The 7,363-nt window shown below is 64.9% G+C and carries 6 protein-coding genes; 3 read left to right on the top strand and 3 right to left on the bottom strand.

The genetic code is table 11. The features are described 5' to 3' along the window. From HMPREF2863_RS05025 to HMPREF2863_RS05035, 3 genes are all read left to right on the top strand, one after another. Nucleotides 1-856 (top strand): hypothetical protein (locus tag HMPREF2863_RS05025; RefSeq protein WP_210386724.1); only part of this gene is annotated, 856 nt, incomplete at its 5' end. 41 nt (nucleotides 857-897) lie between these two features. Next, a complete protein-coding gene (locus HMPREF2863_RS05030) occupies nucleotides 898-1,335 on the top strand; it encodes a hypothetical protein (RefSeq protein WP_070638518.1) in 438 nt (145 codons plus the stop codon). Between the two features lie 36 nt (nucleotides 1,336-1,371). Next, entirely contained in the window at nucleotides 1,372-1,626 is a 255-nt protein-coding gene (locus HMPREF2863_RS05035; protein WP_141756364.1) for a hypothetical protein, read from the top strand. A 104-nt stretch (nucleotides 1,627-1,730) separates the two neighbouring features. Here the strand turns inward: HMPREF2863_RS05035 and HMPREF2863_RS05040 are convergent, their stop codons facing one another. The 3 genes from HMPREF2863_RS05040 to HMPREF2863_RS05050 all read right to left on the bottom strand — a co-directional run bounded on the left by HMPREF2863_RS05040 (nucleotide 1,731) and on the right by HMPREF2863_RS05050 (nucleotide 7,184). Beyond that, a complete protein-coding gene (locus HMPREF2863_RS05040; RefSeq protein ID WP_070638524.1) occupies nucleotides 1,731-2,576 on the bottom strand; it encodes a DUF6414 family protein in 846 nt (281 codons plus the stop codon). A gap of 70 nt (nucleotides 2,577-2,646) precedes the next feature. After that, complete coding sequence (locus tag HMPREF2863_RS05045) at nucleotides 2,647-5,175, bottom strand: DEAD/DEAH box helicase family protein (RefSeq protein ID WP_070638527.1); 2,529 nt, start codon at nucleotides 5,173-5,175, stop codon at nucleotides 2,647-2,649. A 2-nt stretch (nucleotides 5,176-5,177) separates the two neighbouring features. Next, a complete protein-coding gene (locus HMPREF2863_RS05050; RefSeq protein WP_070638529.1) occupies nucleotides 5,178-7,184 on the bottom strand; it encodes a site-specific DNA-methyltransferase in 2,007 nt (668 codons plus the stop codon). Between the last annotated feature and the right edge of the window lie 179 nt (nucleotides 7,185-7,363).

A 7,363-nucleotide genomic window follows, 5' to 3' on the forward strand; every position in this document is an offset into this window, starting at 1 on the left:
CCGCTTACACAGACAAGTTGACACGCCCTGCCAAGATGACCCCATCCCCCACCAGAACGGGGCCGTCATTTCGCACCACACGGAGGCCACCTTGCCCCAATCGCGCCGCGCCCTCATCGCCACCGGCATCGCACTCACCCTCGCCCTGAGCGCCTGCGCCGCACCCGCAGAGCAGAGCCAGACCGCCACCAACGACGACACGCACACCAGCACGCCCGGCACCCCGAGCAACAGTCAGGGAACAGCGGAGCAGGGCCAGACCACCTCCGACCCACAACCGGGCGTTTCCACCCCGCAGGTCCAGGCCCCGAAGACAGCGTCTGCCTTCAGCGAGGCCAAGTGGGCCATCCGCCCCGAACTGAACACCGTGATGGGTACTGAGGCCCACGTCTACGGTGACCGCATCGTCCTTCACGGGGAGACCGACACCGCCGCCTACGACACAGACGGCAAGCAGGTTTGGCACCTGACCCGTGACCCGGGATCGACCACGACGCTCACCCAACTCTCACCCACCGTCATCGCCCTCACCACCAACACCCACAGCGCCGGAACCGGCCTCGGCACGTCCACGCCTCAGATTCACGTCCAGGTCATCAACATCACCGACGGCAACACAATCGCCGAGCACACCATCGACAACGACTCCGCCATGCCATTCACCGCGAAGGGCCCCGGACTCGGCGACGCCACCCTCAACCCCACCGCATGGGCCGTCACCGCCGACGGCAAACTCCACGAAAAGACCGGCATCGACGGAATCGCCACCATCGGGAACACCGTCATCACGATGAAAGGCGACGCCGTCACCACCGACTCCTGGACCAGCGTTACCTTCTGGGACAGCCCGACCTAACCCACGCCGACGTCGTAGCCTCCAACACGAACGATCTGGCCATGATCGAAGGTAAGGCCGGACTGGACAGCCGCACCGTGCTCGTCTCCGTCGCCACAGGCAAGGTCCAGGCTGACGTCGAATGCGCCCCCAACGAGTACCGCGACATGCACACCAGCCCCAACGGGGACTGGAACGTTATCGGCGGGTCCATCATCAGCCCCGACCACAAGATCACGTGCGTCGGCGGCAGAGACGGCGAGAAGACGGTCACCCTGATCGGCGCCACCGACGACGGCCGCGCCTTCGGCTACACGGAGAATCCCCTCGGCTCAGGCCAAGGCGAGCCCGTCTTCGTAGACGTGCGCCCCGGCCAGGACCCCAAAACCGAGGACCTCGCCAACGACGTCACCATCCCTGCCGGAATCCTCGACGGCAACCTCGGCGTCCACTGGAACCCCTCCACGGGTGCCCTGTCCGCCAACCCAGTCCAGAACTGACCAACCCCACCACCTCGTACACACTGGAGCACCACCATGACCGCACCCCAGAGCCCTGCACCCGCACGCATGAGCCCCATGAAGGCCGCCCTGCTCGTCCTGGCCATCTGCGCCGTCGGCGGCGTCCTCGTCGGCGCTTTCGCTGGCCTCACCGACGGCGGGTCCGTTGAGAATATGTTCATTGGCGCCGTGTACGCCGGTGTCATCGGCTTCTTCCTGCCGGGCCTGCCCGCCGCCCTGATCGCTGGAGGGATCGCCTGGTCCCGGCAGAAGGGTGCCCACAACCGCTGACGAGCACACCGAGGCGGCCCCGCCTCCATGGTGAGAAGGACGCGAGGCCCCCAGGAGTCGCCATCTGCGGCTCCTGGGGGCTCCTGAATGTCCGTTGGTACGAGTCAGTACACCATGACGGCGTTGAGTATCACCGCGGGCCCTTGAAGGGTCGCGTGCACGTCGTGGACCTCGAGTTCAATACCAAGGTTGTCGATCAACTTCTCCACCGTGCCAGTCATCTGGGCCATCATCAGTCGCCGCATCATGTAGTCCCACCGCGACAGGAGCCACTTCTCCGCAGACAGGTACCCCTCGTTCCCACCGCCGATGAGTTCTTCCACCTGGCCGAGAACGCGGCGGTTGCCCTCGATGTGTTCAGCCTGGGCGACGTCCACGAAACCGGACGGGGGCAGGCTGACGAACACTCGTCCCTGGTAGCCGGTACCACGGAGTTCCATCAACAACGGGATGTTGGGCAATGTGCCCTTGAAATAGGCGTCCCGAAGGACCTTGCCCAGGGCCGCGTCCGGCAGGCCCTCACCAGCCATGAGGGCACTCACAGTCCCGTCGTCGTCCCCGATGTGCTGGCGGAGGAACTCGAGCATCTTTCCCGCCAGCGAGGTCGGGGTCATCACTAGGCGTCCCTCGGCGTGTACCAGGTCGTCCTTCTCCGGAGCACGATCTTGGCCTCCGAGAGTCAGGATTGCCTCCTCTCGAATCAGTTCGTCGAGAGAGCGGCTGACCGCCGCCTTCTGCTTGGGGGCGAGCGTGTAGGAGTGCTGGACCTCGACCTCCAGTGCACCTCCGCCCTGAGCGTTCGCGCCAGGCACACCCGCCTTCGCAGTGGCCTCTTTTGTGTTGCGGTGCCTCTCGACGACGTCCTTGATGGATTCCGGTTCGATTTGGCTGTACTGCGCGTACGCGTACAGGGACTCCGCGTCCAGATACAGGGGGTTACGCAAGGGCATGGGCGGCGGGTCTCCTTGGAGCCTGACGATGGGGACGAGAATCTATCGCGAACATCAGCGGCTTTCGAGGTTAGCCCTCGGGCTGGGTGATCTGGACGAGGGACTCCCACCCGTCAGCGGCTCCGATGTGTGACTCGGACGCGAACATGTACCGCCAGGTACCGAACTCGTCTTCGTCACGGACGGCACGGGCCCAGGTCCGAGCGGCATCCCGCTTGAGCACGACAGACTCTTCCAGCACATCGCGATCCGACTTGGCCTCGACCAACCAGTGCGTGCCGTCCTTGGTGAGGACAACGAAGTCCGGGAAGTAGCGGCCACGCTCCGTCGGGATGTACGCATCCCCATTGGTGTACAGGCGGAGCCACCACTGCACGGCAGGGTCTCGATCCAGCATCTTCGCCAGCGCCCATTCGGTGGACGCGGCGTCGAACGTGGCCGATGGCATGATGTTCTTCTGCCAGTGTCCGTACTGGTAGCCCTTCTGGAACGGCTCGTCAGAATGACCAGGGCGGACCTGCTCGGGTTGAGTGACGGGCTCCACCGGGAGCACCACGGGCACAAACTCGTACCGGGTGACCTTCGGGCGGGCCATGATCCGGGAGCGGATCAGGTCTGTCATAGCGGCCACGGCCTGACGGTTGCGGGCCTCCGACCAGCCCTTCGCGGCGTCGTCGTCGTGGACACCAGCACCCTCCATGAACGCCGCGACGATGCGGTCGGCGCCCTTGTATGAGGAGCGCACTTGGGGGACCTCCGGCTGACGCAGGATGGCCTGGACAAGGCCGATGCGGACGGTGGCGAGGTCCTGCACGATGGGGGTCGCGTACGCGGACTCCTGGACAGTGCGGGTGATCGTCACGTCCTTACCGTGGCGTTCGGCTTCCAGGGCGTCACGGCTGAGGGTGGCGCGGGCATCCTTGCCGAGGTCACGGCCTGCCTGGCGGGCGTCCGTGTCACTGACGTCGGCGAGGGTGAAGGTGGCGTCGATGATGCGGGACTCGCGGCGCGGGAAGACGACCTGGGGTGCTCCCTGGATGCGGTTGACCTGGATCATGGCGGGTGTGTTCTGCCGGTCCTCCAGGGTGCGGGTCTCCAGGACCGGGACGGTGTCCCCGTCTTCGGTGTACTTGAAGACGCCGAGCATGTCGTCGGTGTCGGGAGTGGGAGAGGCCGCCACCGGATCAGCCTCGGTGGCCCTGCCTTCCGAAGAAGGGACGCTCGGGGCCGTCACCCCCGTGACTGTTCCGGCCGGGTTGTCCCCGGATTCGGCGCGAACAGCGGCCTCCTGTACGTCCAGCAGAGTCGGGGCAGGGGCGAACCCCTGGTCGTCAGTGTTCGTCGCCCGCTCCGGGCGCATGATCCGCTCACGGAGCACGTTCTTCTGCTCCAGCAGGGTCTCGTACGAGTCATGGGCGACCAAGTCCACCTGGTCGATCATCGCCACCCCGGTACGGCTCCTGAACGGCAGGCGCAGACCGCGGCCGAGAATCTGCTCGGTCAGGGTCTGCGATGCCAGGCGGCGCAACGCGACAATCACGGCGATGTTCTTCACGTCCCAGCCCTCACGGAGCATGTTCACGGACACGATGGCGCGGATCGGGGAGTCCGGGTCCTCAACGTTTGCCAGAGCCGCGAGGGCCTCATCCGAGGACTGTGAGGTGATCTCCAGGACTGCGGAGCCTTCACCGATAAACCCGTCCTGAGCCAGCAGAGCCCCTACCTCGGAGGCGTGCTCGATGTCCTGGCAGACCACGAACAGAACCGGCTTCACGTTCGCCACGTCCGGGTGCGCCGCCACGTACGTGTCGTACTCCCGTTCCTTGATCCGGAGCAGTTCGCAGGCGTCCGACAACTGGGTGCGCTCGTCTGCGGTCCCGTTCTTCCGGTACACGATGACCGGGACCTTCACGTACCCGTCGGCGATGGCCTCGCCGAGCGTGTACTCGAACACGACCTTGTCGTAGTCCTTCTCGTCCGGGGTGGCCGTGAGCCCGACCAGGACGCGCGGTTTCAGGTTGCGGATGGTCGCGTGGAACTTCTTCGCCGCCGAACGGTAGACGTGATGCTCGTCAGCGATGATGACCAGGTCGTCGACCTCCAAAAGGTGTTGGTAGAGGGCGCCGCCGAGGTTCTCGTCGTCGTTCCAGGTCCCCTTTGAGGCTTTTGCCGTGGGGGACAGCAACTGCTGGATGTTGAACACGAACACCTTCACCCGGCGCACATCCCGCAAAGCGGCCCCGACGTTCGCGGCCTTGTAGTTGTCCGGGGTGACGATGAACGGGGACGTCTCACCACCGGAGACGTACTTCGGGGACGCCTTGTCGAAGTTCTCCAGCGTCTTCCGCTGGATCGTGGACCCGGGCGTGACGATCAGGAAGTTCCTGACACCCTGGAACGCCAAGTAGTCGATCAGAGCGGCCATCAGGAACGTCTTGCCGACACCCGTGGCCAGGTCCGCGACCATCTCCTCGAACCCGTCACCGTCGGCGATCCGTTCCACCAGGGTGGCGAGAGCGTCACGGTTCGGTCGACGCAGGTCGAAGCGAGCCGCGATCTCCTCGATCAGGGCCTCGTCGTACTCAATCTGTGCGGTCATCGTCACTTCACCGTGCCCTTCTGGAACAGGTCATGCGGGGCATGCTTGATCCGCGACCCCTTGGAGAGTTCAGCCAGCAGTTCGGCGGCGCCCGGCAACACGGCCTTACCTACGATCACAGCCCGTTCGTTGGCCTCGAGGTTCTCGACGACAGTGCGCACGACGTCCACGTCCACCACACCGTCGATCACGGCCAGCCGGTTCCGGCCCTTCACTCCCGCGAACACGGCGTGATCCGGGGTGAGCGTGTACTCCAACTGCCCGGCCACAGCCTTGGACCAGGCCCCGTTCGTCGCCTCTGGGGACAGGAACACGGCGCCGATGTCGTCGTCCACCTCGTACATGGACGGGCCGACCTTCGCCACGGTAAATCCGCCCCCGCCCTCCCAGGTGGTGGTCTTGACCTTGCGGGTCTTCGTGGCTTCCTTGAGTGCCTTGAGCGTGGCCTTCACAGTTGCGGCCTTGATCCTGGCCAGGCTCTCCTCGTCCAGGTCCTTGGTCAGGGTCCTGGGGAGTTTCACGTCGAGTTCGTCGAAGTCAACGACCTTGACAGTTCGGTTGAGGGCTGTTCCGAAGTCGGTCGCGTCCTTCGGTGTCATGCCCTCGGGGAGCATGTCAGCGGCAATCCGTGCAGTCTTGGTGCTCACGCCGCCCGTGTCTGTGCCGTCGACGACCTTCCGCAGACGCGGGATGGTAAACGTCTGTGCCGTGCCGTCGAGAAGTTCAACGGTGATCCAGCGGCGCCTCATCTTGTGCGCAACGGCCGCAGTCGTCCCCGATCCGCCGAAGAAGTCCAGCACCAGGTCACCCGTATTGGACCCGATCTGGATGACGCGCTCGAGGAGGCGCTCGGGCTTTGGTGTGGAGAACGCGGTCTGGCCGGGGAAGAGCGCTTGAATCTCCTTCTTCGCGCCGTCGGTGTGGCCGACCTCCTCCCACAGCCACAGGTTGTCCGGAGTGCGCGTTGACCGAATCTCGCTCAGCCAAGACTTGCGGCGCAGTCCGCCCTCACCGCGCTTGGTGATGTACCAGGCGGGCCAGTTCCCTTCTTTCATCCGACGCTCTGCGCTCTTTCGTGCTTCGTCCACGCCGACGGCAAGCATGATGGCAGGCACGTTGGGCCGCACGTCGCCTACGGCCATACCACATCGCTTGGCGCGTTCTGCGGCGTCGTTGATGTTTCGGAGCTCGTAGGGCGCCCACCCCTGCATCGCGGCTAGGACATCCTCCTGCCCCCAAGTCCAGTGTCGGCCGGATGCCGGGTAGAGGAGTTCGCCCGTGAACGGGTGCTGGATCGCATACACCATTCCCTGGTGGGTCCTGGCGCCAGGGGCCGACACGTCGCTGGACATCCACGGCTCGGGATCACCGTCCGGGGACGAGTAGCGTGCATCTTGCGCCGCAGTGCGCGGCAGGCCATTTGGCGCCCACCCGGGCCCGTTCTGGTACACGAGGATCACATCCACGGCGTTGGACAGACCCTTTGCATCGTTTCGCGGCGAGTAGGTCTTCTGCCAGTGAACCTCGGCGATGAAGTTCTCGGCTCCGAACTCTTCGTCCATGAGGACCCTCATGCGATGGTTCTCGACGTCGTCGAGGTGGACCCACACAGATGCGTCAGCGGCAAGTAGAGGGCGGAGGTCGCGGAGCCGGTCTCGCATCATGGTCAGCCAGACGGAGTGCTCCAACTGGTCGGCGTAGTGCTCGAAGGTCTGCTCGGTGTTGAAGGGCGGGTCGATGTAGACCAACTTCACCTGGCCGCCATACTTGGCCTCCCACTCGGGCACGGTAGATAGGGAGCGGAGAGCGTCGCCAGAGTCCCCAATGATGACGAGGTTGTCGGACTCCTTTCCGACCTGATCGGTGATCTCGAGGGTCTTGATTTCGCGCACGCGGACGTCGTCGGGGTCGACCCAGGCGTAGTCATACTTGCCGTTCTCGGAGGGGATGAGGGCGGAGTCTTTGCCCATCCAGGTGAGTTCGAGGCGGCCTCTGGGCTTGCGCTTCATCGGGTGGTTGGTCCGTTCTGGGGAGGTGTGTGTGGCCCGTCTTCGTGCCCGTGCTGGGTACGCGCGTGCGGGTTCTTTCCATGCTACGGGGAGGGGGTTCCTAGCGGTTTGGGGTTTTCGGCGTGTCTTAGATGGGGGAGGGGACGCAACGGGCGTGTCAGATGGTCTGTGTAAGCCGT

Origin of the sequence: Micrococcus sp. HMSC067E09, from assembly GCF_001812555.1 — a bacterium.
Classification (GTDB): domain Bacteria; phylum Actinomycetota; class Actinomycetes; order Actinomycetales; family Micrococcaceae; genus Micrococcus; species Micrococcus lylae.